Origin of the sequence: Plantactinospora sp. BB1, assembly GCF_003030385.1 — a bacterium.
GTDB lineage: Bacteria > Actinomycetota > Actinomycetes > Mycobacteriales > Micromonosporaceae > Plantactinospora.
Map to the genome: position 1 here is coordinate 7,335,401 of NZ_CP028159.1, position 24,183 is coordinate 7,359,583.

Here is a 24,183-nt window from a genome sequence, read left to right on the forward strand (position 1 = left end):
TCGGGCCATCGCCCATCCCGACAACGACGCCGCTGGACCAGATCGCTCCGGATCGGTGCCGGTGGACTGCGGCATCCACCACCTAGGTCAACTCGCTGGCGAGACCCGCCAAAATCTCGTCGGCGACCTGCTCCGGGGTCCGCCCGTCGGTGACCACCGTCCAGGTGGCGACCTCGGTGTAGAGCGGTCGCCGCTGGTCGAGCAGATGCTTCAGGGTGGCCCGGGGGTTGATCGCCAGCAGTGGCCGGCCGGCGCCCAGGCCGACCCGCTTGACCGCGTCCGGCAACTCCACCGAGAGGTAGACGACCCGGTGTCCGGCGAGTACGGCCCGGTTCTCCTCGGCGAGGATCGCGCCGCCGCCGAGCGCCAGCACCCCGTCGAAGGAGGCCAGCGCGTCCGCCACGGCGGCCCGTTCCAGGGTACGGAAATGTTCCTCGCCGTCGTCGACGAAGATCTCCGGGATCGGCTTGCCGGCCGTCGCCTCGATGTCAACGTCGGTGTCCCGGAAGTCGACCCCGAGACCCTTGGCGACCAGCAGCCCGGTGCTGGTCTTGCCGGCGCCCATCACGCCGACCAGAACACAGACCGGCGCCATCAGTGGATCACCAGGTTGTCGAGGTAGCCGGCGAGGTTGCGGCGGATCTCGGCGACCGAATCGCCGCCGAACTTCTCCAGTGCCGCCTCGGCCAGCACCAGCGCGACCATCGTCTCGGCGACGATCGCGGCGGCGGGCACGGCGCAGACGTCGGAGCGCTGGTTGATCGCGGTCGCCGGCTCGCCGGTCGCCACGTCCACGGTGGAGAGTGCCCGGTTGAGCGAGGAGATCGGCTTCATCGCGGCGCGTACCCGCAGTGGCTCGCCGGTGGTGATCCCGCCCTCCAGGCCACCGGCCCGGTCGGTGACCCGGCGTACCCCGGTCGCGGTGGGGACGATCTCGTCGTGCGCCACCGAGCCCCGGGACCGGGCCTGCTGCCAGGCGTCACCGATCTCCACACCCTTGATCGCCTGGATGGACATCAGCGCGGCGGCGAGCCGGGCGTCGAGCTTGCGGTCCCACTGCACGTGGCTGCCCAGCCCCGGCGGTACGCCGTAGCCGAGCACCTCGACGATCCCGCCGAGGGTGTCGGCGTCGGCCTTGGCGGCGTCCACCTCGGCGACCATCCGGGCGCTGGCCTCCGGGTCGAGGCAGCGCAGCGGGTCGGCGTCGATCCGCTCGGCGTCCTCGGGGCGGGGCTGTAGCCCGGGTTTGGCGGCCACCGAGCCGAGTTCCACGACGTGCGAGACGATCTCGATGCCGAGCGCCTGCCGGAGCAGGGCCCGGGCGACGGTGCCGACCGCGACCCGGGCGGCGGTCTCCCGGGCGCTGGCCCGTTCCAGGATCGGTCGGGCGTCGGTGTGGCCGTATTTCTGCATGCCGGCCAGGTCGGCGTGCCCGGGTCGGGGGCGGGTCAGCGGCGCGTTGCGGGCCTGACCGGCGAGCAGCTCCGGGTCGACCGGGTCGGCCGCCATCACCGTCTGCCACTTCGGCCACTCGGAGTTGCCGACCCGGATAGCCACCGGGCTGCCCAGGGTCAGGCCGTGCCGGAGACCGCCGATGATCTCGACCTCGTCCCGCTCGAAGGCCATCCGGGCGCCCCGGCCGTAGCCGAGCCGACGGCGACCCAACTGGCGGACGATCTCCTCGCTGGTCACCTCGACCCCGGCCGGCAACCCTTCCAGCACCGCAACCAGGGCGGGACCATGGGACTCTCCCGCCGTCAACCAGCGCAACACGACCAACCCTCTCCTCGTCGCGACCGGGCCGGCCGCCCGCCGGTCAAGTTTGGCACGGCCCCGGTGCACCGCCGCGCACCGCCCGCGCCGTCCCGTTCTACGGACTGGCGGTCTCCGGCGGGCCGGGCGGCCGGGCGGCATGTTCCTGGTCGGCGAGCAGGTCGGCGAGGTGCCGCAGGTGGTCGGCGGCCCGCACGACGTCCCGCCGGGCCGGCTCGTCGAGCCGGTGCAGCGCGTCGAGCAGCAGGTCCCGCCGGTGTGCGACGTAGTCGCCGATCCGCAGGTGCGCGGCTGGGGTCAGCCGGAGCCGGACGATCCGCCGGTTCTGCGGGTCCCGGGTGCGCTCCAGCAGGCCGGCACCGGCGAGTTCGCCGACCAGGGTACTGACGGTGTTGGCGGCGGTGTGCAGCCGCTCGGCGGCCTCCTTCACGCTGACCCCGGGGCAGCGTTCGACCAGCCGGAGCACCTCCACCTGGGCGTCCGGCAGCGGTGTCCGGCCGGTACGCCGGCTGGTCGACCGGCGCAGTACCCGGTGCAGGTCGGCCACCGCGCCGCCGAGCGTCTCCGCCGCGCTGACCGTCGCCTCGTCGGTCATCCTCGCCCCCGTCGTCTCCCCGCCCGGCACCGTCCCGGCGTCGGCCACTTCACATCGCAACAACTCTGCATACAGAGCTAAAGTGTCGGCTGTTCCAAGATTAGGGGGACCAGTGAAGAGCGCGCGCTCCGCAGCACCGCCGGGCCGAGCCGCAGCAGTCGGACAACTCCTGCTGCTGAGTACCCTGACCGCGGTCGGCCCGCTCTCCCTCGACATGTACCTGCCGGCCTTCCCCGAGATGACCGACGACCTCTCCGCCACCCCGGCGCAGGTGCAGTACTCGCTCACCACCTTCCTGTTCGGCCTCGCCCTCGGGCAGCTCGTCACCGGGCCGCTCAGCGACCGGTGGGGCCGGCGCCGGCCGGTACTTGTCGGCGTCGTCGCGTACACCGTGACCAGCCTGCTCTGCGCGTTCGCCCCGTCGGCCGAGGCGCTCGCCGCGCTCCGCCTGCTCCAGGGCCTGGCCAGCGGTACCGGCGTCGTCGTCGCCCGAGCCATCGTCCGGGACCTGCACTCCGGCGTGGCGGCGGCGAAGTACTTCTCCCGGCTGACCCTGATCTTCGGGGTCGCCCCGGCCGCCGCGCCGGCCCTCGGCAACCTGGTACTCCAGTTCGGCTCCTGGCGGGCGGTCTTCGTCGTGCTGTCGGCGATCGGGCTGCTGCTCCTCGCCGCCGTCGCCTGGCGGCTGCCGGAGACGCTCCCGCCACAGCAACGGCACACCGGCGGGCCGGCCGCCACCGCCCGGGTGATGTGGGGGCTGCTCACCGACCGGGTCTACCTCGGATACGTACTCGCCCAGGGGCTGGCCTTCGCCGCGCTCTTCGCGTACATCTCCGGGTCCTCGTTCGTGATCCAGGACGTCTTCGCGCTCTCCGCCGGCTGGTTCACCCTGGTCTTCGCGGTGAACGCCGTCGGGATGACCGCGACCGGACAGCTCAACGCCCGGCTGCTCGACCGGTACAGCCCGCGCCGGCTGCTCGGCAGCGGCCTGGTCGCCGGCCTGCTGGGCGCCGGCGCCCTACTCGGCGGAGCGGCCACCGCGAACGTCCCGACCGTACTGGTCGCGCTCTTCGTCTTCGTCTCCTGCCTCGGGATGGTCCTGCCGAACGGGCTGGCCCTGGCCCTGGACCGGCACCCCCGGCACGCCGGCAGCGCCGCCGCGCTGCTCGGTGCGCTCCAGTTCACCATCGCCGCCGCCGTGGCGCCGCTGGCCGGGATCGGCCCGGACGACAGCGCGGTGCCGATGGCCGTGTCGGTGCTCGGCAGCGCCGCGCTCTCCGCACTGGTGGTCCTCACCCTTGCCCGGGAAGGGCGGACGGGGACCGGCCGAACCGGCGGCGGAGCGACCGGGGCGCGTGAGCCTGCGAGAACCGAGCGATCGCGTACGTCCGCCGGTCCCGCCCCGGCCGAACGCAGATGAACGACGCCCCACCGCCCGGGTCGTCCGGACAGCGGGGCGCTGGTCGTGTCTCTGCCGGCTACGGCCGCCGGGCTACCTCACCGACGAACGCCCGCCAGGCGGTCGGGCCGAACGTCAGGGTGCCGCCATCCCGATCCTTGGTGTCCCGGACCAGTACCCGGTCGGGAAGGTTGTCGGCAACCTCGACACAGTTACCCTGGTTGGTGCCGCTGCGGCTGCTCTTGTGCCAGTTCGGCTCAGTCATTGTTGTTGACCGCCTTCATGATCAGGTCTTGCGACAAGCTTACAGGCAGAGCTAGACCCCGGACGATCTCCCACAATCGCTCCAGTTCGTCGACGTCCGCCCCGTCGGTTACCGAACGTCCTCGAAGCTGGTCGTCAAGATAGACGGCCCGGCCTCGGGCCGGAAGGGTCGCCAGCACGAACGCTCCCTGAAGGCCAGGATGCAGGCCAGCGGCCCGGGGCACAATCAGGATCTGCACCTGCGGCCGGCGACCCACCTCGATCAGATGTTCTAGCTGACCCTTCATGACGTCGACAGGCCCATAGCTGAGGGCGACCTCACAAATGACCGCAGACAGCATCGGAGGGTTGGGCCGGTCGATCGTCGCAGCTTGCCGTTCACGTCGGACCTGCGTTGTCCGGTCAATCACCTCCCCGGGCAGCCTGCCGCTGGCCAGCAGCGCCCGGGTGTACGCCTCGGTCTGGAGTAGCCCGGGAATCAGGCTGTGTTCAAAGCAGCGCAACATGGTTGCCCGCTGCTCGTGCTCCGTCCAGGGGCGCAGCCAGGTGGGCCGGGCATCCTCCCGCGCCTCCCTGGTTGCACGCTGGATCTCGTCTCCGGTCTTGAAATGCTCGTCAAGGCGTTCGGCGGTGTCCGGCTGAGGAATCATCCGGCCCTGCTCGAACGCCGCAATCGATGCTCCACTCAGGCCAACAGCCGCCCCCACCTGATCCCGGGTTCGCTTCGCGCGCGTTCGTTGTGTCCTGAGGATCTCGCGTAGGTCATTCATCTAATCCACCCGGCTCCAGATCAACTAGTCAATATCCTTCAATACTCTCGCTCGCTTATCTTCCGCTCCAGGCAGGTCCCGGTCCAGGGTGGAGGGCAGACGATGAAGGACTGGCGCGCCAACCCTGACCATCCAACGCCTCAGGGGGCGTCCCATTGCGTCCCCACGAATGCGCTCCGCCGTCAAGGACGGGACCGATTCGGAAAGGCGCTCCTCGCCCCTTATCTCCGAGACTCTGAGAGGTGACCTAATGACCCTGGGAACCCGGCCCCACCGACGAGACTGGCGGCGACTGTGGCTGTACTGCCGATGTGGCCACCGCTGGGTCTGCCCAGACTCACTCAAAGGGATCCCGTTGCCATTCGGCCCCCCGCTGCGACCAATGACCGAAGCGGAGTACCGGGCCGGCATGGCGGCGTTCTCGCCCAAGGTCACGCGGTCGGAGCCGATCGGTCCGCCGCCGCCGAACACACGGTGGGCGCGGGAGGGCAGGGACGGCCGCTACCGGAAACGAGCGTCGGATGCCGAGCGCACCGGTCGGATGTAGCCGTGATCGGGCCACAGGAGCGCTGGTACCGGCACATGCGACGGCTCGCCCAGCGGCGCTACCCGACCGGCAGACACCTTCCGGCGTACTCGTATAGCTGCCAGACCTGCCGCGACCCCTGGCCCTGCGCTCCCGCCCGCCTTGCCCTGCTCATCGGCTTCAGAGGCGACCGGGTCGGACTGATGATGTACCTCGCGGTACACCTCACCCGGGCGCTGCGAGCCATGCCCGACACACACCCCGCGCTGATCGCCGGACAGATCCTCTACTGGGTGCCCCGGCGCCGCCAGTGAGCTGCCCCGTCATCCGACCGACCGGCCCGCCTCGGTTCGCCGCCTTCCCCTCGGCGCTCCGGGGCGGGCCTCTGTGCGCCCGAGTTCCCGACGACCACCACGCGACCTCGCGGCCCGCCGGGCGGCAGGATCTCGTCGAACCGGCCCGGAGCCGGTTCAGTGCCCGGCGCGGGCGGCGGCGAGGGCGGAACGCATCTCGTGCACCGGGGCGGAAACCCCGGTGAACTGCTCGAACTGCCCGACCGCCTGGGCGAGCAGCAGGTCGAGGCCGGAGACGATCCGGCAGCCGGCCGCCGCCGCAGCCGCCGCGAGCGGGGTCGGCCACGGGTCGTAGACGACGTCGAAGAAGACCGTCTCGGGCCGCCAGGACCCGGCCGCCGCCGCGAACCCGTCGGCGGCGCCCTTCGGCACGGTGGAGATCACCAGATCCGCACCGTCCCGCTCGGTCGGAGCCGCCCACTGCGCGATCTCGAACCGCAGCCCGAGCACGCCGGCCAGCCGGGCCAGCTCGGCACCGGCGGCGGGACGGCGTACCCGGCAGGTGACCCGGCGGGCGGCCAGTTCGACGGCGGCGGCGAGCGCGGCTCGGGCCGTACCGCCGGCACCGAGCAACACCACCTCCGCGCCGGCCGGCACACCGGCGCCGGTCAGCACGTCGACCATCCCCGGTACGTCGGTGTTGTCGGCGGCCCAGGAGCCGTCCTGCCGGCGTACCAGAGTGTTGGCGGCACCGATCGCGGCGGCGACCGGCGAGACCTCGCCGGCCACCGCGAGCGCCGCCTCCTTCAGCGGCATGGTCAGGGAGAGCCCCGTCCACTCCGGGCCGAGCCCGGCGACCAGGTCGGGCAGCTCGGCCTCGGCGCACTCGATCGCCGTGTACGACCACCCGGTCAACCCGGCCGCCGTGTAACCGGCGTTGTGGATCACCGGGGAGAGCGAGTGGGCGATCGGCTTGCCCAGCACCGCCGCCCGACGCGGCATGGTCACCTCGACGTCACCTCAGAGCACGCCGTTCTCGCGGGCCTTCTGTTTGTTCCGCTCGTGCTCCTCGTTGGTGGTGGCGAACTCGGAGTGGCCCTCCTTGTCGACCGCCACGAAGAACAGCCAGGTCCCCTTCGGCGGGTTCATCGCCCCCTCCAGGGCCTTCTGACCGGGGTTGTTGATCGGCCCTGGTGGCAGCCCGGCCTTGCCGTGCATCCGGTACGGGTTCTTCGTGTCGAAGAGTTCCGCGTCCGTCATGTCCCCGGACCGCTTGGTCTTCTTGCCGGTCCGCTCCCAGTAGTAGTTGACGCCGACGTCGAACTCCAGGCACCCGGTCAGGCCGTTGCCGTTCTTGCAGTAGTGGTCGCCGCTGTAGATGCGGTTGTACGCCACCCGGGCGACCTTGCCGAGGTCGTCGGCGTTGCCCGCCTCGGCCTGGGCCAACGACGCCACGATCAGCGCCTCGTACGGGCTGATCTCGCGCTCCTTCTGCACCCGGTCGACGAAGTCGATCTCCTCGGCCACCGACAGGAAGCGTTGCACCATCAGCTTGAGGATCGCCTCGGCACTGGCGTTGGGCGGAAGCTCGTAGGTGTCCGGGAAGAGGAAGCCCTCGATCGTCTTGTCGGCCTTCTGGCCGTCGTCGCGCTTGAACCAGAAGTCCGCGATGCCGAGCCCCTTCAGGTCCTTGGCGGCGGTCTCGAAGTCCTTGACCGGGAGCTTCGTCTCGGCCGCCAGCGCCTTGAAGATCTGCTTGACGGTGGCGCCCTCCCGGACCAGGAAGCCGTTGACCAGCTTGTTCTTCAGGTCGAGCAGCAGGCCCAGCGCGGCCTTCGCGTTCATCTCCTTGCGGACCTTGTAGGTGCCCGGCTGGATGTTCTGGCTCCGCGAGTTCTCCTGGGCCGCCTCGATGAACGCCTTGGTGCTCTTGACGACGCCGGCCGCGACCAGCGTGTCGGCGATCTCGGCGATGCTCTGGCCCTCTTCGACCTGGACCTGGATCTCACCGCTGCCGGTGCCGTCGTAGTCCGGCGTGACGAAGTAGCCCTGCACCCGGTCGAAGCCGTACCAGCCGGCGCCGCCGAGGACGCCGAGCAGCACGAACGTCATCAACAGTGCGGCGACCGTGCGGCCCCGCCCGCCACGCTTCTTCTTGCCGTCGCGTTTGCGCTGCGCGCCGCGCCGGTGGCGTCCCTTCTCCGCACGCTCGTCGAACGCGAGCTCCAACTCGTCGATCATCCTGTCCGCCTCCGCTGCCTGTCCAGCCAGCTCTGCAGAATCTCCACCGCGGCCGCCTGATCGACCACCGCCCGTTGACGCCGTCCTCGGACGCCCCGCTCGGCTAGCCTACGAGAAGCCACGACGGTCGACATCCTTTCATCCACCAGATCGACCGGCACGGGCGCGATCGCGGCGGCCAGCCGCCGGGCGTACGCCTTCGCCTGGGTCGCCGCCGGGCCGTGCGCCCCGGCGAGGGTCACCGGCAGCCCGACCACCACCGTGACCACCTCGTGGAGTACGACGAGCCGCGCGAGTTCCGAGATATCGGCTGGAACCGCCTCAATACCGGTCTTCAGGTCCCGGGCCAGCGTCACCAGCGGGGTGGCCAGCACCCCGTCCGGGTCGGAGAGCGCCACGCCCACCCGTACCTGACCGACGTCCACGCCGAGCCGCACGCCACGGACCGGAGTCGTCATCGTGCCGCGCCAGGGGAAGGTCGGTTCATCGTGCTACGCCACCGGGAAACTGGATCATCCGATTCCTGTCGGCCGGCCCGGGGCAACTCGGCCCGGCCGGCGGGCCGTCGTGGCTGGAGATCCAACCACAACGGCCCGCCGGGGAGCAACCAGTGCCGCAGGTCACGCCTCGACTAGCGCCTTCTCGACCGCGGCCAGCAGGCTCGGCGCCTCGCCGGCCGGCAGGCCGCCGCCCTGGGCCAGGTCGGCGTTGCCGCCGCCCCGGCCGGAGAGGGCGGCCTTGACCAGGACCGCCGCCGAGACACCCCGATCCTTCGCCGCGCCGTTCACCGCGACCACCAGCGACGCCTTGCCGTTCGCCCGGGCCGCCACCGCGACCACCGCCGGACGCGCCGCGTCGATCTTGCCCCGGATCTCCTGGGCGAGGGTACGCACGTCGTTGCCGGCCGCGCCCTCCGGCGCCTCGGTACCGACGAAGGCGACCCCGCGGATGTCCCGGGCCGCCGAGGCGAGCGCCGCCGCACCGCCCAGCACCAACTGGGCGCGCAGCTTCTCCAACTCCCGCTCGGCGTCCCGGAGTTGGGCGACGGTCTGCTCGACCCGGTCCGCCACCTGGTCACCGGGGACCCGGTACAGCTCGGCCAGCCGGGAGACCAGCAGGTGCTCCTTGGCCAGGAATCGGAACGCGTCGAGCCCGACCAGCGCCTCGACCCGGCGTACCCCGGAGCCGATCGAGGACTCGGAGAGGATCTTGACCAGGCCGAGCTGGGCGCTACGGGCGACGTGGGTACCACCGCACAGCTCGCGGGCGTAGTCGCCGACCTCGACCACCCGCACCTCGTCGCCGTACTTCTCGCCGAAGAGCGCCATCGCGCCGAGCCGGCGGGCCTCCTCCTGGGAGGTGATGAAGGCGTGCACCTCCAGGTCGGCGAGGAGCACCTCGTTGACCTGCTGCTCGACGTCGCGCAGCACGCTCGGCGCCACCCCGGTCGGGGTGTTGAAGTCGAAACGCAGCCGGCCCGGGGCGTTCAGCGAACCGGCCTGGGTCGCCGACTCGCCGAGGAAGTTGCGCATCGTCTGGTGCACCAGGTGCGTCGCCGTGTGCGACCGGGAGATCGCCCGACGGCGTACCACGTCGATCTCGGCGAGCCCGGCCTCGCCGGTGCGTACCTCGCCCCGAACCACCCGGGCCCGGTGCACGATCAGCCCCGGGATCGGCTGCTGCACGTCGAGCACCTCGACCTGGCCGGCGCCGACGGTGACCAGGCCGACGTCCGGCTGCTGACCGCCGCCCTCCGCGTAGAACGGAGTCGCGTCCAGCACCAGTTCGATCGTGTCACCCTCGCCGGCCACCTCGACCGGCACGCCGCCGGCACCGAGCAGCGCCCGCACCGACGACTCCCGGGAGACCTCGGTGTAGCCGGTGAACTGCACCGGCCCGCCGGAGTCGAGCACCGAACGGTACGCCGACAGGTCCACGTGCCCGGTCTTGCGGGCCTGCGCGTCGGCCTTGGCCCGGGCCCGCTGGTCGGCCATCAGCCGGCGGAACCCGTCCTGGTCCACCGACAACCCCTGCTCGGCGGCGATCTCCAGAGTCAGGTCGATCGGGAAACCGTACGTGTCGTGCAACTGGAACGCCTTGTCGCCCGACAGCTTCGCCCCACCCGCCGAACGGGTCTCCGCGATCGCGGTGTCCAGGATCGTCGTACCCGCCCGCAGGGTGGCCAGGAACGCGTCCTCCTCCGCGTACGCGTACGACGAGATCCGATCGAACTCACCCGCCAACTCCGGATACGACGGGGACATGCAGTCCCGGGCCACCGGCAGCAGCTCCGGCAACGCCCGGTCCTGCCAGCCGAGCAGCCGCATCGCCCGGATCGCCCGCCGCATGATCCGACGCAGCACGTAACCGCGCCCCTCGTTCGCCGGAGTCACCCCGTCACCGATCAACATCAACGCGGTCCGCACATGGTCGGCGACCACCCGCAGCCGTACGTCGTCCGGGTGCGACTCGCTCGCCGCGTGCCCCGAGTGCGCGCCGTACCGCCGGCCGGTCAACTCCGCCGCCCGGTCCAGGATCGGCCGCACCTCGTCGATCTCGTAGAGGTTGTCGACCCCCTGAAGGATCGCGGCCATCCGCTCCAGGCCCATCCCGGTGTCGATGTTCTTCGCCGGCAGGTCGCCGAGGATCGGGAAGTTCTCCTTGTCGGTGCCCGGACCCCGCTCGAACTGCATGAAGACGAGGTTCCAGAACTCCAGGTAGCGATCCTCGTCGACCGCCGGCCCACCCTCGGCGCCGTACGCCGGACCCCGGTCGTAATAGATCTCCGAACACGGCCCGCACGGCCCCGGAATCCCCATCGACCAGAAGTTGTCCGCCTTGCCCCGCCGGACGATCCGCTCCGCCGGCACCCCGGTCTTGCGCCAGATCGCCTCGGCCTCGTCGTCGTCGAGATAGACGGTCGGCCAGATCCGCTCCGGGTCCAGCCCGAAACCGCCCTCGGCGACCGGCTTGGTGACCAGCTCCCAGGCGAGCGCGATCGCTCCCTCCTTGAAGTAGTCACCGAACGAGAAGTTCCCGTTCATCTGGAAGAAGGTGCCGTGCCGGCTGGTCTTGCCCACCTCGTCGATGTCCGGGGTACGGATGCACTTCTGCACCGACACCGCCCGCCGGAACGGCGGTGTCTGCTGCCCGAGGAAGTACGGCACGAACTGCACCATGCCGGCGTTGACGAACAACAGGTTCGGGTCGTCGATCGCCGGCAGCGGAGCGGACGGCACCACCGTGTGTCCGTTGGCCTCGAAGTGCGCCAGGTAGCGCCGCTTGACTTCCGCCGTCTTCATCTCGTGCCTTCCTCCGGAAACCTCATCTGGTGCCTTCCTCCGGAAGCCTCATCTGGTGCCATCCTCCGGAAACAACTCGCGGTCGCCGATGCGCGGGTCCTCGCGCAGCTCCTCGAACTGGTCGTCGAACGCGACGCCCTCGGCGAACGCCTGGTGGATCTGCTGCTCACGCTCGGCCATGCCGTCCCGGACATCGTCCGCGAAGTCCCGCAGGGACTGCACCAGACCACCCGCCGACTCCGCCAGCGAACTCGCGATGCCACCCGGCGTGTACGCCTGGGCGGTGCGGGTCAGCTTGCGGACCACCAGGGCGCCGACGGCCAGCCCGATGCCCAACCAGAGCAGTCGTTTCATGGGCTCATCCTTCCTCCGTACCGGATCGCCGTGTGCGGCGGGTCAGCGTGCGCTGCGCCGGGCGGCCCGACGCTGCTGCTTGATGGTGGTACGGACCTCGCGCTCCTGTTCGGCGTGCCGCCGGGCCGAGGCGGCCTTGCGCACGCCGTACCCGAAGGCAGCCACCTTGACCAGCGGATTCGCCGCAGCCGCCGAGACCACCGTGCTCAGGTTGGCGATGTTCGCGGTGACGTTCTGGGCGTGACCGGTCATCGTGTCGATCTTGGCGAGCTGGATGTTCACCCCGTCCAGCGAGGTGTGCACCTGCCCGAGCGCGGTGTTCACGTTCTCCACCGTGACGTTCATGTTGGCGAGCAGCGGCGCCGTGCGGTCATTGATGTCGTTGATCGCCTGGGTCGCCGCGTCCACCGTGTTGCCCAGCCGCCAGATCGGCCTGGCCAGCACCAACACCAGCATCAGGAACGCCCCGGCAGCGACGAGCGCAGCGATCTGGCCGATCTCTCCAGCGTCCACCCGTGTCCTCCTCTATGCACCGTCTCGGATATCGCGCGCGACCGTCTCACCCGGACGTCCGGCGCCGTCCCACGACGGTTACCCGGAATGCCCTTCGGAGTACCAACCCCGAACCCTACCGTCGGTGACGACCGACGGCCTCACGACGGGGTGGGTGTGGGCGTCAGCCCGCCGAGCGGATCGTCGGTGAAGAGCGGATCCGGGTCCACGCCGGTGAGCGACGGATCGGTGGTCGGCTGCGGGCCGATCCGGTCGTCCGCGATCGCGTTACGCACCTTGATCGAGACGAGCGCACCGTCGCAGTTCACCCCCTCCGGCCCGGTCGTGGCCGGCGGCGGCGACGCGCCCGGCACGGAGAGCGCCGGGTCGGGGCAGGCCGGCTTCCGTACCCACATGTCGAGGGTCAACTCGTCCCGGCGCCAGCAGGTGTAGTGCCCCTCCACCGGCTGCTCCGGGCAGAGCGCCACCTTCCACGGCCGCCACCCCTCGCGGGTCAGCGCGGCCTCGTAGACCTGCGCCGTCTCCTCCCACGGCCGGTCCGACTCGACGGTCCGCTCCCGGAAGCGGCACTCGATGAAGCACCACCGGCTGCCGCTCACCCCGTCGACCGTGTCGGTGGCGGCCCAGGCCGGCACCGCCAGCGCGTCGAGGGAGTTGAACACCGGATCCCGGGTCGCGGCCCGGACCCCGAAGTACGTCGGCAGGGCACCGAGCACGAGCAGGCTGGCCAGGAGCAGCGCGATCGTCTTCAACCGACGCTGCTCACGCAGTTGACGCCGCAACTCCGCCCGGGCACCCCGGGCCGGCTCCGCCGACGGCTGCGCCGGATCGTCGAGTTCCGTACCGCCGTCGGGGCGGGCTCCGGCAACCGGCGGCGGGACCGCGGACCGGGCCGTCCCGTCCGGTCGGGGCGGGGCGTCGGGGCGGGCGGCGCCGTCCGGGCGTACCGGCGGGCGGGTCGGTGACTCGGGCCGGACCGGCGGATCGGGCCGGACCGCCTCGTCCCGGGACGGGCCGTCCGGCAGGCCCGATGCGGGCCGGACCGTCGGCACCCGACCGGCCTGGACCGGGGCGGGGCGGGGCAAGGTACCGGCGCCGGGTTCCCGGATCGGTCCGGCCGGCGGGGCGGAACCGGGTCCAGGGTGGACGGGTGCGGCGGGTCCCCGGGCCGCTGCCCGAACGGGGCCGCCGGGCGTCGCGGCGGCACCGGGCCGCCCCGGTACGCCGACGTCCAGACCGGCACCACCCGGTCGACCGGCCGGGCCACCGTCGACGGGCGTACCGGCCCGACCGGCGGCCGGACGACCGCCGGGAGCCTCACCCCGGCCCGGTACCGGCGGGCCGCTGCGGTCGGCCGGCACGGCAGGGTACCGGCCGCCCGGCGCGGCGCGCCGCTCCGCCGGTTCCACCGGGGTCCGGCCGAGCCCGGTGACCCGCGCGGATCCGGGCTCGCCACCCGGCTCGACCGGACGGGGGGCACCGCCGCGCGACGGGACGGTCCGGGAAGCGCCCGGCGCCACCGGGGCACCGGCTCCGGACGGAGCTCCGGCGGCCGGAAGATCGCCGCGGGTACCGGCGCCGGGCGGTGGTGCGACGGCGCCGTGCCGCCCGGGTACGACCGGCGGCAGCCCGCCGTGCCGGCCGCCACCCGTACCGTCGCCCTCGAACGGCGGTCCCGACGGAGTCGTACCGCCGGGGCGGCCCCGGGGGATCCGTCCGCCGTCCCGGGAGTCGTCGGTCGACGGTGCCCCGTGCCGGCCCGGGCCCGGATGCCCGGCGTCGAAGCCGTCCGGCCCGGACGGTGGCCGGTTGGCCGCCCTGCCCGGCCTGGCCACCGAGCCCGGCGCGGATGCCGAACCCGGCCCGGCTACCGGCCGGCCGCCCGCGTCGGGGCCGGCCGGACCACCCGGGACCGGACCACCCGGGACCGGCGGAAACCCGGGCGCCCCGGCTCCGGACGCCGGGGCCGGTGGTCCGTATCCGGCGGCCGGGGTGACCGGGCGGACGCCGCCCCGGCCAGCCTTGCGGATCCAGTCGGCGGGCCGTTCCGGGTGGCCGGACGGGCGGGTCTCCCGCTCGCCGGCCGAGTGCGCGCCCCCCGGGACGGGATGCGCCGCCGAGCCGGGCGGACCGCTCACCGCGGCGTGCGCACCGCCACCGGCGGCGTGCGCCGCACCAGCGGCGTGCGTACCACCGGGAACGGAGTGCGTACCGGGGGCGGAGTGCGTACCACCCGGGGCGGAGTGCGTACCGGCGTCGGCGGAGTGCGCTCCGGAGGGCGGCGGAGCGGTGCCGGGGCGACGCGCGCCCAGCACCGGGCCGCCGCGTCCCGGCCCGCCCTGGTCACGCTCGGCGGCACCGGGCCGACCCGGTACGGCCGGAGCGGTCGGCACCGGTGGCGCGTTACCGGAGGCCGGTACCACGAATTCCGCGCTGGTCGGCGGCGCGACCCGCCCGGCGGAGCCGGCCGGGCTGCCCGGACCGGCGAAGTCACCGGGGGCGGAGCCGGCCGACCGGCCGTGCCGGCCGTCGCCGGGTTCGGTGGGCGGGGCCGCCCGGCGACCCGGGGACGGCTCCTCGGCACGGCCGCCCGCTGCCCGCCGCCCCGCAGCCGGGTCGACCGGCGCGGCGCCGTGCCGGGGCTGGTGCCCGGCGGGGGGTACCGGCTCACCCGGCCACGGTGCGGCGCCGGGCCGCATCGCCGGCTCGCCCCGGTCGCCGCCGGGGCGACGCTCCGACGCCGGCCCGGTCCAGGCCGCCGGAGCGGGCTCGGCCGGGCGGCCGGGTCGGCCGAGCGGTGGCGCCGGCACGACCGGCGGGACCACCGGGGTCGGCGTCGGCGGGACCACCGGGGAACGCGGCTCGGCACGCGGCGGCTGGGGGCCGGAGCCCCGCACGGGCGGGGTCGGCTCGGCAGGCTCGGCTGCCCGCCGGGGCGGTGCCGGCGGCTCCGGCTCGTCGCGGCGCCGGCCTGGCCCGGCCATCGGATCCGTCGGCGGCAACCCGGGCGAGGGCACCGAGCCGGTGTCGTCCGGGCCGGCCTCGGGCAGCCGCTCGTAGGCGGCGGGGACCCGGGCCGGCGGGTCGGCCGGGGTGGTGCCGTCGGCCGGGCCGATGTCGACCTTCTGCTCCTTGGCGGTACGCAGGTCGGTGATCCAGCCGAGCTCCTCGCCGCTGACCTCCGGCTGCTCGGGCGGAGTCTCCTCCGACCTGCCCCGGCCCCAGCGGCGTCCCTTGCCCCGTGGTTCCCGCCGCTCGTCGTGGCCGTCCTCGCCCCGGTCCGAACCGCGCGATCTCACTGGTCTTCCTCCCCCTCGGGCGTCCCGCCGCCGTCTGCTGTCACCCTGCCGCTCACGGCATCCTCCGGTGTCTCGCCGCTCGCGGCGCCCTCCGACACCCTGCCGCTCGCGGCATCCGCCGGTGCCCTGCCGCTCGCGGCACCCTCCGGTGCCCTGCCGTTCCCGGCACCCTCCGGTGCCCTGCCGTTCTCGGCACCCTCCGGTGCGTCGCCGGTCGCGGCATCCGCCGCCGGCACCCTGCCGTTCGCGGCACCCTGGGGTGCCTCGCCGTTCGGGGTCTCCCCCGGTGCGTCGCCGGGCGCTGTCGCCGGGGCCCGCCTGCCGGGGCCGCCCCCACCCCCGGCCTGCCTGGCAGTGCCGCCGGTCGGCGGCGGGCTCTGGCCACGGACGATCCGGCGCAGCAGCGGCAGCCGGGATTCGACGGCTCGCTCCGCGCCGTGTCCGCTCGGCTGGTAGTAGTCCACCCCGACCAGGTCGTCCGGGACGTACTGCTGGGTGACCACCCCCCGGTGGTCGTCGTGCGGATAGCGGTAGCCGGTGCCGTGCCCCAGCCCCCGCGCCCCGGAATAGTGCGCGTCGCGCAGCGCCCGGGGCACCGAACCGCCCCGACCGGCCCGTACGTCGCCGATCGCCGCGCCGATCGCCATGGTCGCCGAGTTGGACTTCGGCGCGGTGGCCATGTGGATGACGGCATGGGCGAGGTTGAGCTGTGCCTCGGGCAGGCCGACGTACTCCACGGCATGCGCCGTGGCGGTGGCGACGCTCAGCGCGGTCGGATCGGCCATCCCGACGTCCTCACTCGCGAAGATCACGATCCGCCGGGCGATGAACCGGGCGTCCTCGCCCGCCACCAGCATCCGGGCCAGCCAGTGCAGTGCCGCGTCCACATCGGAACCCCGCATGCTCTTGATGAAGGCGCTCACCACGTCGTAGTGGGCGTCGCCGTCGCGGTCGTAACGGACCGCCGCCACGTCGACGGCCTGCTCGGCGGTGGCCAGGTTGATCACGGTCTCGCCCAGGGCCGTGGCCGAGCCGGCCGCCGCCTCCAGCGCGGTCAGCGCCTTGCGTACGTCCCCGCCGGCCAGCCGGACGAGGTGCTCCTCGGCGTCGGGGGCGAGGGTCAGCGTGCCGGCCAGTCCGCGCTCGTCGGCGACGGCACGGCGGAGCAGTCCGCGTACCGCGTCGTCGTCCAGCGGTTGCAGGGTGAGCAGTACGCACCGGGAGAGCAGTGGCGAGATGACCGAGAAGTACGGGTTCTCCGTGGTCGCCGCCAGCAGGGTGACCGTACGGTCCTCGACGGCCGCCAGCAGGGAGTCCTGCTGGGTCTTGCTGAACCGGTGCACCTCGTCGATGAAGAGTACGGTCGGACGCCCGCCGGCCCGCCGCTCGCGACGGGCGGTGTCGATCACCGCGCGGACGTCCTTCACCCCTGCGGAGAGCGCCGACATCGCCACGAAGCGTCGCTCGGTGGCCCGGGTCACCAGGTGCGCGATGGTGGTCTTGCCGCTGCCCGGTGGCCCCCACAGGATCACCGACATCGGTGACGCGCCGGTCACGAGCTGTCGCAGCGGCGCCCCGGGTGCGAGCAGATGGTCCTGCCCGATCAGCTCGTCCAGGCTGGCCGGACGCATCCGGACCGGCAGCGGCGAGTCGGCGGAGGGTACGGTGAAGCCGTCGGCGGCGGTCCCGGCCGGCGCGCTGCGCCCGCCTGCGGGATCGACGAGTGAGAATAGGCCGTCGGACTCCATCACGAAGACATTACCGGCCCGGTTTCCGGTGCCGGAAATGCACCGATAACCGGGCCGGTCGTGGTTCCGACGGAGATCAGCCCCGACCAGGCCGGCGACCCCGGTACCACCGTCCGCCACCGCCACCGCCGGCGGTGCGGGGGCCGCGACCCACTCCGGCGAGGTAGAGGGCGAGGCAGAGCAGTCCGATCAGCACCAGGGTGGAGAAGTTGAACAGGTCGGGCGCGCCCAGGTCTTCCTCGAACAGGTCCAGCAGCAGCGCGAAGGCGAAAACTCCGGCGGCGATGTAGGCAAGCATGAGTTCCTCCCGGCGGGGGTCCCAGTAGGTCGGCCAGGATGTACCCGACGGCGCCCCGGGCAAATCCACCGGCGGCCGCGCCGGCCGGGGAAGCCGGCGGCGGTGGCCTGGGTACCGGCCGAGTGGCACCGCCGGACATCCTTCGGGGTGCGGGACCGAGAAACCACCGGGCCGACCGGCACTAGCCGTGGCTCGACGTCACCGACCCGCTCTCCCCTGGAGCTCGACGGCGGTCGGCACCGACCCGACCGGACCCGACTCGGTCGGAGCCGACCCACTCGGAGCCGACCCGGTCGGAGCCGACCCGCTCGGAGCCGACCCGGTCGGCTCCGGCTCGGTCGGATCTGGCTGGGCGGGGACCGACGCGCGGCGGCTCGCCCACCAGGCCGGCAGGTAGAGCGGTGCGGCGGCGGCCAGTACGACGCCGCCCACCACCATCGCCGTACTCACCGAGGTCGCCGCGGCCAGCGAGGTGAGCACGACGCCGCCGAGCGCGCCGGCCGGCTGGGCCACCATCGAGTTCAGCGAGATGACACTGTTCCGGTACGGGCCGTCGACCTGCCGGTGCAGCAGCCCGGCGTGCAGCGGGTTGGAGGCGCCGTGCACGGCGTAGCAGAGCAGGTAGGCGGTGATGATCCCGACCGGCCCGGCGAGCAGTCCCATCCCGACGACCGTGGCGCCCTGGAGGATCCGGAGCAGCCCGGCGCTGAGCGGCACTCCCAGCCACCGGCTTGCGTACGCGATCAGCGCCGCGCCGCCCGCCGAGGCGAGCCAGGCCACCGAGGCGGTCGGACCGAGCAGCGCCGCCGCCCGGTCGGGGTCGCCGAGCACCTCGGCGAGCCGGACCGGCAGCAGCGCCTCGAAGGTGACCATCCCGAAGCCCCAGAACAGCTCCACCGAGATCAGCGCCAGCACGATCCGGGAGCGGCGGGCCAGCCCCAGCGCACCGCCGATCGCGCCGGGTACCGCCCGGAGCGAGCCGCGCAGCGCGGCGACACCGGCAGCCGGGCGCACCTCCACCAGCAGCAGGAGCATGGTGGCCAGGGCGCCGATCTCCAGGACGATCGCCACCAGCACCGGCAGGGTGAGCGCGCTGATTCCGCCGACCGGATCGAGCGCGACCAGGCCGCCGCTGAGCAGTGCGCCGGCCCCGATGCAGATGCCGAGGACGACCCCACCGGCGCTGAGTCCCCGCTCGATCGGCGCGTCGGGGTCGGCGGCCAGGGCGGCGTCGACGTACCAGGACTCGAGCGGGCCGCTGTCCAGGGCCCGGTAGATGCCCTGGAGCAGGAAGACCAGGAGGAGCAGCGCGAAGGAGTCGGCGGTCAGCAGGAGCAGCAGCGATCCGAGGTTGATCAGCATCGCCCCGACCAGCACCGGTTTGCGTCCCAGCGCGTCGGCGAATCCGCCGGTCGGCAGCTCCAACGCGAGCACCACCAGTCCCTGGGCGGCGGCGACGAACCCGACCTGCGGCAGGCTGAGCCCGCGTTCCAGCAACAGCAGCATGAGCACGGGGATCAGCAGCCCGGTGGGCAGCCAGCGCAGCCCGTGCAGGATCAGATAACGCCGCCGGACCTGCCGGCCGGTCAGCGCGGTCACGACCGCTCTCCGTGCTCGTCGACTCCGCCGGCCAGGGGTATCCGGGTGCGTACCGGAAAGCTGTGCAGGTAGAGCAGGACCTGTTCGGTGCCGTCCCCGGGCTCCGGCAGGTCGGCAGCCTCGACCGCCGGTACGGCGTGCCGGTAGCGGTCGACCACCGCGTGCAGTTCGTCGTTGAGCTGGCGCAGCTCTGCCGGGGTCAGCCGGAGCAGCACGTCGGAGAAGGTCGCCGCGTCACGCCACTCGACCGGGTATTCGTGCTGCTCAATGATCCAGCGCTCGGTCAGGTCGGCGTGCAGCCGCACCGCGTGCCGGTGCAGCCAGTCGGCGGCGGCCAGCGCGTCCGGGTCGCCGTCGAAGTTGCTCCGGCGCCAACTGCTGAACTGGTGCGCGGCCCGCCACCAGCGCTGCCGCCCGGAACCCCGGTCCGGCTCCTCCACCACCAGCCCGGCGTCGGCGAGCTGCCGCAGGTGGTAGCTGGTGGCGCCGGTGTTGGTGTCGAGTGCCTGGGCCAGCCGGGTCGCGGTGGCCGGACCGTGGGAGCGGAGCGCGATCAGCAGTCGGGCGCGCAGCGGATGGGCGAGGACGCGGATCTGGGTGCCGTCCAGCGCCACCACCGAGGACGAGGGCTGCTCCGGAGGTGTCGGCTCGGGTTCCATGAATGCACAATAACTGTGCACAGAGCTTGTGCACAATAGTTGTGCATAGAATCTGTGGACGTGGCGCGGCATGGTCTTCCGCCGACTGGGCGGGGCCGGAAACCGAAGAGGCGTGCCGGCCGGGTCCGTGGACCCGACCGGCACGCCGTCACCTATGGCACCGCCCCGCCCCCCCACGGGAGGCCGTCACATCGCCTCCGGTCAGCGGGAGGCGGTCGTCGCCGCCGGTCAGCCGCCCGGGAACGAGTTCGGGTCGACCTCGCTGGTCTGGGCGTTGCCACCCGCGACCGGGGTCAGCGTGATCGTCCAGATCGTGTACTGGCTGGAGGTGGTGGTGAACTTGAAGGTGTCCTCGAACCGCTGGAAGTTGCAGTTCCGGCTGAACGCTTTGGCCCGGGCGTCCCAGTCCTTGCCACCGGTCATGTAGATCCGGTAGGTGCCGTCCTTGACCGAGGAGACGGTGTGCTTGCCCTTGGCCCGGACGTACACGCTGACCGTCGGCGTCTTGGCGCTGCCCAGCACCAGGTTGATGACCGCGTCGCTGCTGCCACCGTTCTCGATCTTCAGTTGCCCCTGCCCGCTGCGCACCCGCTTGATGTACGCGCCGTTGCTCAGCCGCCGGTTGCTGTCCGCCGTCTTCTTCGGCACGAACTTGCCGACCTGGTACGGCTGCGCCGGGTCCGCCGCCGCCAGCGCCTGCTGCGCGGTGCGTACGTCCTCGGCGGCCGGGTCACGGCTCAGCCGGGCCAGCGCGGACGAACCGAGGCAGACCTCACCGGCCCCGGCGGCCGAGCCGGTCTCGGTGATCGAGTCGACCATGCCCTCCAGCCCGCGCAGCAGGTCGGCGTGCGCCGTCGCGGCGTTCTGCGGCGGCACCACGTTGGACAGTGCGCTGATCTGCTGGTCGAGCGTCCGCCCGATGGTGCCGGCAGCGGCGCCCACCGCCTTGGGGTTCTTGGCCGCGCCGAGCTGGGTGAAACCGGGCGCCAACGCCTTGTCGACCTCGGCCAGCAGCGCCTGGTATTCCTGGACGCTGATCGGCGCCGCGCTCGGCGACGGCTCCCCGTCCTGCCCGGAGGCCGTCCGGTTCGAGGGCGGGTCGTCGGAGCCCCGGTTTCCGGCCCAGATCAGCAGCGGTACCGCCAGGGCGACCAGCAGGACCACGGCGACGGCACCGCCGACGATGGCGATGATCTTGCCGCGCCCCGACTTGGCGGGCGGCGGCGGAAACGCACCGAACTGCGGCGGGCCGCCGAACGGCGGGCCGGGCGGGCCGGCACCGAACGGGGTCGGCGGACCCGAGACCGGCGGCGGCGCCCCGAACTGAGCCGTCGGCGGACCCGAGACCGGCGGGGTGCCGAACGCAGCGGTCGGCGGAGCCGAGACCGGCGGTGGCGCCCCGAACTGAGCCGTCGGCGGGGCCGAGACCGGCGGCGGTGCCCCGAACGGCGTGGTCGGCGGGGCCGACGTCACCGGCGGGACCGGGCCACCGAACGGAGCGGCTCCGAAGCTCGTGGGGACCGCGCCGCCTCCGCCCGGCACGATCCGGATCTGGACGTACGCGTCCCGGGGCGGGCCGCCGGGCACGGTCGCCGGCCCGATGCCGGGCAGCCGCAGTACGGTGCCGTCGCCGAGTCCGGCCGGGATCCGCAATGGGGTGCTCTGGCCCGACCAGGGCAGCACGACGGTCTTGACGACCTCGGTTCCCGCCTCGCTCGGGTCCAGGTCGATGATCAGATCAGGGTTGGGCGCCATGGACCGAGTATGAGCATCCGAAGCAAGTCGATTGCCGCCCACCCCCGGTCGTCCCGGAGCGCGCCCCGGCAGCGCCTCCCGGTACACGGACGTCCCGGGAGGCTTCGCCGCGAATGCCTCAGGAGGGCTCGACCGGGGCGGCCACCCCGGCGGTGCCGCCGTGCGGCGCCGCCGCCGGCTTCGGCTTGGCGTCGATGCCCGCCTCGGCCCGCTGCTGCGCGGTGATCGGAGTCGGCGCGCTGGTCAGCGGGTCGAACCCGCCCCGGGTCTTCGGGAAGGCGATCACCTCACGGATCGAGTCCGCCCCGGCCAGCAGCATGCAGATCCGGTCCCAGCCGAAGGCGATCCCGCCGTGCGGCGGCGGCCCGTACTTGAACGCCTCCAGCAGGAAGCCGAACTTGTCGGCCGCGTCCTCCGGGCTGAGGCCGAGCAGGTCGAAGACCCGACGCTGTACGTCGGCCCGGTGGATACGGATCGAGCCGCCGCCGATCTCGTTGCCGTTGCAGACGATGTCGTACGCGTACGCCAGCGCCCGGTCCGGCGCCTCCTCGAACCGGTCCACCCAGTCGGCGTTCGGCGAGGTGAAGGGGTGGTGCACGGCGGTCCAGCCGCCCTCGTCGGTGCGCTCGAACATCGGCGCGTCGACCACCCAGCAGAACGCCCAGGCGCTCTCGTCGACCAGGCCGGCCCGCTTGGCGATCTCGATCCGGGCCGCGCCGAGCAGCTCCTGCGCATCCCGCCGGTCGGCGCTGGCGGCGAAGAAGACCGCGTCGCCCGGCTTCGCCCCGACCGCGTCGGCCAGCCCGGCCAGGTGCTCGGCCGACAGGTTCTTCGCCACCGGCCCCCGGGCCTCGCCCGACTCGGCGTCCAGCACCACGTACGCCAGGCCACGGGCGCCGCGCGCCTTGGCCCAGTCCTGCCAGCCGTCCAGCTCCTTGCGGCTCTGCCCGGCACCGCCCGGCATCACCACCGCGCCGACGTAGCCACCGGCGTCGATCGCACCGGCGAAGACCCGGAACTCGGTGCCGCGCAGGTAGTCGGTCAGCTCGGTCAGCTCGACCCCGTAGCGCAGGTCGGGCTTGTCGGAGCCGTACCGGTCCATGGCGTCGTGCCAGGTGATCCGGGGAATCGGCCGGCCGATCTCGTGCCCGGCCAGCTCCCGCCAGAGCGTGGCGACGATCTCCTCACCGAGGTCGATCACGTCGTCCTCGGTGACGAACGACATCTCGACGTCGAGCTGGGTGAACTCCGGCTGCCGGTCGGCCCGGAAGTCCTCGTCCCGGTAGCAGCGGGCGATCTGGTAGTAGCGCTCCATCCCGCCGACCATCAGCAACTGCTTGAAGAGCTGCGGGGACTGCGGCAGGGCGTACCAGGTGCCGGGCTGGAGGCGTACCGGCACCAGGAAGTCGCGGGCACCCTCCGGCGTCGACCGGGTCAGGGTCGGCGTCTCGATCTCCAGGAAGTCGCGGCCGTGCAGCACCTTCCGGGCGAGCTGGTTGGCCGCCGAGCGCAGCCGCAGCGCCCGGGCCGGGCCGCTGCGCCGCAGGTCGAGGTAGCGGTATTTGAGGCGTACGTCATCGCCGGCCTCCACCTGGTCGTCCACCGGCAGCGGCAGCGGCGCCGCCTCGGAGAGGATCTCCAGCCGGTCGACGGTCACCTCGATCTCGCCGGTGGCCAGCTCGGGGTTGTCGTTCCCCTCGGGGCGGCGGGTCACCTCGCCGGTGACCTGGACGCAGTACTCGTTGCGCAGCGCGTGCGCCGAATCCATCCCCTCCCGGAAGACCACCTGCACGACACCGGAGGCGTCCCGCAGGTCGACGAAGATGACTCCGCCGTGGTCCCGCCGGCGGGCGACCCAACCGGCGAGGGTCACCGTGCTGCCGGCGTCCACCGCGCGCAGGGTGCCGGCGTCATGGGTACGGATCACGACAGGTGTCTCCTCACGTCTGTCCGGGCGGTCCGGGCTGCTGCACCGACATTCTGTCAGGACGGCCCGGACCGCCCGGCGCCCCACCCGCCGCGATCGCCGAAACCCTCCTGGTCGTAGGCGCCTCCTGGTCGTACGTGCGTTCGAGCGGGGGTTACCATCGGCGCATGACGTCCGGCGCCTACCAGCCCTCGATGCTGGATCTCGCCACCGGCGCGGGGATCGCCGGTGACGGTGCCGGGCTCGGTCCGCTCGCCGGGGCACTCCGCCGGCACGAGCTGAGCTCGGGTGCCTGGGTCGACCACCTGCCCGGCTGGGTCGAGGGCTCCGACGCGGTGCTGGGTACCCTGCTCGACCGGGTCGACTGGCAGGCCGAACGCCGCCGGATGTACGACGGCGTGGTCGACGTCCCCCGGCTGCTCCGCTGGTACGCCGGCGGCGAGCCGCTCCCGCACCCGGTGCTGGACGCCGCCCGGGAGCGGCTGAGCCGGCACTACTCCGCGGAGTTGGGCGAGCCGTTCGTCACCGCCGGGATGTGTCTCTACCGGGACGGGCGGGACAGCGTCGCCTGGCACGGTGACACCCACGGCCGCTCGGCCCGCGAGGACACCATGGTCGCGATCGTCTCCTTCGGCTCGCCCCGGCCGCTGCTGCTGCGCCCGCGCGGTGGCGGCGGGCCGAGCCTGCGCTTTCCGCTCGGGCACGGCGACCTGATCGTGATGGGCGGATCCTGCCAACGCAGCTGGGAGCATGCCGTTCCCAAGACGTCCCGGCCGGTGGGTCCGCGGGTCAGCGTGCAGTTCCGGCCGGCCGGCGTGGCCTGACCGGGCCCCGCCCGAGCGGAGTCCGGCGGAGCCCCGGTCGCCCG

21 protein-coding genes are annotated in these 24,183 nt (G+C 73.1%); 3 read left to right on the top strand and 18 right to left on the bottom strand.

Annotated features, from left to right (window positions below; genetic code table 11):
• Positions 1–82: 82 nt before the first annotated feature.
• From C6W10_RS32125 to C6W10_RS32135, 3 genes are all read right to left on the bottom strand, one after another.
• Positions 83–595 (bottom strand): shikimate kinase, encoded by a 513-nt coding sequence (locus C6W10_RS32125; protein ID WP_107262819.1) that lies wholly within the window; start codon positions 593–595, stop codon positions 83–85.
• Entirely contained in the window at positions 595–1,773 is a 1,179-nt protein-coding gene (gene aroC / locus C6W10_RS32130) for a chorismate synthase (RefSeq protein WP_107262820.1), read from the bottom strand. The genes C6W10_RS32125 and aroC overlap by 1 nt, the downstream gene beginning before the upstream one ends.
• 97 nt (positions 1,774–1,870) lie before the next feature.
• Entirely contained in the window at positions 1,871–2,368 is a 498-nt protein-coding gene (locus C6W10_RS32135) for a MarR family winged helix-turn-helix transcriptional regulator (protein ID WP_107262821.1), read from the bottom strand.
• 82 nt (positions 2,369–2,450) lie between these two features.
• On the opposite strand from C6W10_RS32135, the gene C6W10_RS32140 reads away from it, so the two are divergent.
• On the top strand, positions 2,451–3,788 hold the full coding sequence (locus C6W10_RS32140) for a multidrug effflux MFS transporter (RefSeq protein WP_199853779.1): 1,338 nt from the start codon (positions 2,451–2,453) through the stop codon (positions 3,786–3,788).
• 58 nt (positions 3,789–3,846) lie between these two features.
• On the opposite strand, the gene C6W10_RS32145 is transcribed toward C6W10_RS32140, so the two are convergent.
• A complete protein-coding gene (locus C6W10_RS32145; RefSeq protein ID WP_107262823.1) occupies positions 3,847–4,032 on the bottom strand; it encodes a DUF397 domain-containing protein in 186 nt (61 codons plus the stop codon).
• On the bottom strand, positions 4,025–4,801 hold the full coding sequence (locus C6W10_RS32150) for a helix-turn-helix transcriptional regulator (protein WP_107262824.1): 777 nt from the start codon (positions 4,799–4,801) through the stop codon (positions 4,025–4,027). The genes C6W10_RS32145 and C6W10_RS32150 overlap by 8 nt, the downstream gene beginning before the upstream one ends.
• A gap of 549 nt (positions 4,802–5,350) precedes the next feature.
• On the opposite strand from C6W10_RS32150, the gene C6W10_RS32155 reads away from it, so the two are divergent.
• The gene (locus C6W10_RS32155; RefSeq protein ID WP_107262825.1) at positions 5,351–5,641 is read left to right on the top strand and encodes a hypothetical protein; all 291 of its coding nucleotides are present in this window, start codon (positions 5,351–5,353) and stop codon (positions 5,639–5,641) included.
• Between the two features lie 156 nt (positions 5,642–5,797).
• Here C6W10_RS32155 and C6W10_RS32160 read toward each other — a convergent pair whose 3' ends face one another.
• From C6W10_RS32160 to aspS, 13 genes are all read right to left on the bottom strand, one after another.
• Positions 5,798–6,622 (bottom strand): shikimate dehydrogenase, encoded by an 825-nt coding sequence (locus tag C6W10_RS32160; RefSeq protein WP_199854104.1) that lies wholly within the window; start codon positions 6,620–6,622, stop codon positions 5,798–5,800.
• A gap of 18 nt (positions 6,623–6,640) precedes the next feature.
• Complete coding sequence (mltG, locus tag C6W10_RS32165) at positions 6,641–7,861, bottom strand: endolytic transglycosylase MltG (protein ID WP_107262827.1); 1,221 nt, start codon at positions 7,859–7,861, stop codon at positions 6,641–6,643.
• The gene (gene ruvX, locus C6W10_RS32170; RefSeq protein ID WP_107262828.1) at positions 7,858–8,319 is read right to left on the bottom strand and encodes a Holliday junction resolvase RuvX; all 462 of its coding nucleotides are present in this window, start codon (positions 8,317–8,319) and stop codon (positions 7,858–7,860) included. The genes mltG and ruvX overlap by 4 nt, the downstream gene beginning before the upstream one ends.
• A 162-nt stretch (positions 8,320–8,481) precedes the next feature.
• Positions 8,482–11,163 carry an alanine--tRNA ligase gene (alaS, locus tag C6W10_RS32175; protein WP_107262829.1) on the bottom strand — a complete coding sequence of 894 codons (2,682 nt, stop codon included), beginning with the start codon at positions 11,161–11,163 and terminating at the stop codon, positions 8,482–8,484.
• A gap of 48 nt (positions 11,164–11,211) precedes the next feature.
• Positions 11,212–11,517: a hypothetical protein gene (locus C6W10_RS32180; RefSeq protein WP_107262830.1), complete on the bottom strand. Its 306-nt coding sequence runs from the start codon at positions 11,515–11,517 to the stop codon at positions 11,212–11,214.
• Positions 11,518–11,559: 42 nt separating this feature from the next.
• Positions 11,560–12,030, bottom strand: coding sequence for a DUF948 domain-containing protein (locus tag C6W10_RS32185; RefSeq protein WP_107262831.1), 471 nt, complete (start codon positions 12,028–12,030; stop codon positions 11,560–11,562).
• A 140-nt stretch (positions 12,031–12,170) separates the two neighbouring features.
• Positions 12,171–12,812, bottom strand: coding sequence for a hypothetical protein (locus C6W10_RS32190; RefSeq protein ID WP_107264449.1), 642 nt, complete (start codon positions 12,810–12,812; stop codon positions 12,171–12,173).
• 2,513 nt (positions 12,813–15,325) lie between these two features.
• On the bottom strand, positions 15,326–17,077 hold the full coding sequence (locus C6W10_RS32195; protein WP_234361500.1) for a replication-associated recombination protein A: 1,752 nt from the start codon (positions 17,075–17,077) through the stop codon (positions 15,326–15,328).
• 76 nt (positions 17,078–17,153) lie between these two features.
• A complete protein-coding gene (locus C6W10_RS32200; protein ID WP_107262832.1) occupies positions 17,154–17,375 on the bottom strand; it encodes a hypothetical protein in 222 nt (73 codons plus the stop codon).
• 198 nt (positions 17,376–17,573) lie between these two features.
• Positions 17,574–18,974 carry an MFS transporter gene (locus C6W10_RS32205; RefSeq protein ID WP_234361501.1) on the bottom strand — a complete coding sequence of 467 codons (1,401 nt, stop codon included), beginning with the start codon at positions 18,972–18,974 and terminating at the stop codon, positions 17,574–17,576.
• Positions 18,971–19,633, bottom strand: coding sequence for a helix-turn-helix transcriptional regulator (locus C6W10_RS32210; protein WP_107262833.1), 663 nt, complete (start codon positions 19,631–19,633; stop codon positions 18,971–18,973). Before C6W10_RS32210 ends, C6W10_RS32205 begins: the two co-directional genes overlap by 4 nt.
• A gap of 228 nt (positions 19,634–19,861) precedes the next feature.
• On the bottom strand, positions 19,862–21,388 hold the full coding sequence (locus C6W10_RS32215; protein WP_107262834.1) for a hypothetical protein: 1,527 nt from the start codon (positions 21,386–21,388) through the stop codon (positions 19,862–19,864).
• Between the two features lie 118 nt (positions 21,389–21,506).
• The gene (gene aspS, locus C6W10_RS32220) at positions 21,507–23,315 is read right to left on the bottom strand and encodes an aspartate--tRNA ligase (RefSeq protein ID WP_107262835.1); all 1,809 of its coding nucleotides are present in this window, start codon (positions 23,313–23,315) and stop codon (positions 21,507–21,509) included.
• Between the two features lie 167 nt (positions 23,316–23,482).
• Between aspS and C6W10_RS32225 the strand changes: the two genes are divergently transcribed.
• A complete protein-coding gene (locus C6W10_RS32225) occupies positions 23,483–24,139 on the top strand; it encodes an alpha-ketoglutarate-dependent dioxygenase AlkB (RefSeq protein ID WP_107262836.1) in 657 nt (218 codons plus the stop codon).
• Positions 24,140–24,183: the final 44 nt, after the last annotated feature.

Bases quoted from the DNA above. Each gene is read 5' to 3' on its own strand.
- C6W10_RS32135 (WP_107262821.1), bottom strand. From the start codon at position 2,368: ATGACCGACGAGGCGACGGTCAGCGCGGCGGAGACGCTCGGCGGCGCG.
- C6W10_RS32180 (WP_107262830.1), bottom strand. From the start codon at position 11,517: ATGAAACGACTGCTCTGGTTGGGCATCGGGCTGGCCGTCGGCGCCCTG.
- C6W10_RS32225 (WP_107262836.1), top strand. From the start codon at position 23,483: ATGACGTCCGGCGCCTACCAGCCCTCGATGCTGGATCTCGCCACCGGC.
- C6W10_RS32200 (WP_107262832.1), bottom strand. From the start codon at position 17,375: ATGCTTGCCTACATCGCCGCCGGAGTTTTCGCCTTCGCGCTGCTGCTG.
- C6W10_RS32215 (WP_107262834.1), bottom strand. From the start codon at position 21,388: ATGGCGCCCAACCCTGATCTGATCATCGACCTGGACCCGAGCGAGGCG.
- ruvX (WP_107262828.1), bottom strand. From the start codon at position 8,319: ATGACGACTCCGGTCCGTGGCGTGCGGCTCGGCGTGGACGTCGGTCAG.
- C6W10_RS32125 (WP_107262819.1), bottom strand. From the start codon at position 595: ATGGCGCCGGTCTGTGTTCTGGTCGGCGTGATGGGCGCCGGCAAGACC.
- C6W10_RS32145 (WP_107262823.1), bottom strand. From the start codon at position 4,032: ATGACTGAGCCGAACTGGCACAAGAGCAGCCGCAGCGGCACCAACCAG.
- C6W10_RS32150 (WP_107262824.1), bottom strand. From the start codon at position 4,801: ATGAATGACCTACGCGAGATCCTCAGGACACAACGAACGCGCGCGAAG.
- C6W10_RS32195 (WP_234361500.1), bottom strand. From the start codon at position 17,077: ATGGAGTCCGACGGCCTATTCTCACTCGTCGATCCCGCAGGCGGGCGC.
- C6W10_RS32210 (WP_107262833.1), bottom strand. From the start codon at position 19,633: ATGGAACCCGAGCCGACACCTCCGGAGCAGCCCTCGTCCTCGGTGGTG.
- C6W10_RS32160 (WP_199854104.1), bottom strand. From the start codon at position 6,622: ATGCCGCGTCGGGCGGCGGTGCTGGGCAAGCCGATCGCCCACTCGCTC.
- mltG (WP_107262827.1), bottom strand. From the start codon at position 7,861: ATGATCGACGAGTTGGAGCTCGCGTTCGACGAGCGTGCGGAGAAGGGA.
- alaS (WP_107262829.1), bottom strand. From the start codon at position 11,163: ATGAAGACGGCGGAAGTCAAGCGGCGCTACCTGGCGCACTTCGAGGCC.